This window comes from Vibrio sp. 1641 (assembly GCF_033339995.1).
In the GTDB taxonomy this organism is placed as follows: Bacteria; Pseudomonadota; Gammaproteobacteria; order Enterobacterales; family Vibrionaceae; genus Vibrio; species Vibrio alginolyticus.
This window is the reverse complement of sequence record NZ_JAWOVP010000493.1, coordinates 1-526: the sequence shown is the minus strand read 5'-3', so window position 1 is coordinate 526 and position 526 is coordinate 1. Positions and strand designations below refer to the sequence as shown.

Annotated in this window: 1 pseudogene; it reads right to left on the bottom strand. The window is 43.3% G+C overall.

Annotated features, from left to right (window positions below):
* Positions 1–108: 108 nt before the first annotated feature.
* A pseudogene (locus R7Z47_RS26750) lies at positions 109–526 on the bottom strand (transcriptional regulator); the annotation flags it as partial.

Here is a 526-nt window from a genome sequence, read left to right as displayed (position 1 = left end):
CTTAAGATTCAGCAGTGAAGTTCTGCATTAAACTTGCCAAAATATGTCGACATTTCGTGAAAAAGGCTCTTTCAACAAGAGCCTTTCTTTATTCTTTATCTCAAACACTTAGCTTTCTGAGACTAACTTATTGCGATAAACCCGAGTCGGTCGCCCTACTTTCCCGTGTTCTAAAAAGGCCACCAACTCACCTTGTTCAACGGCTTTATCCAAATAACGACGAGCCGTACTCTTACTGATGGTTAAACTTTCCGACACACTCAATGCGGTGTGCTCGACATGCACATGCGTAAACAGATCCACCACCTGACGGAACATAAAAGGATCTAAACCAGCCAAATCCGTTGGCGTGCCTTTTCCAAGATGGAACAAGTCATCAAGCTGCGACTGTCGAAAACTCTCTTGGCTACGCATATGGTTTTTAACCTTTGCGAAACGAAGCAAGCTTTCGGTTAGTCTTGAGTAATCAACGGGCTTGACTAAGTAATCAAATGCACCGAAACGATGGGCTTTTTGAACCGTAGAT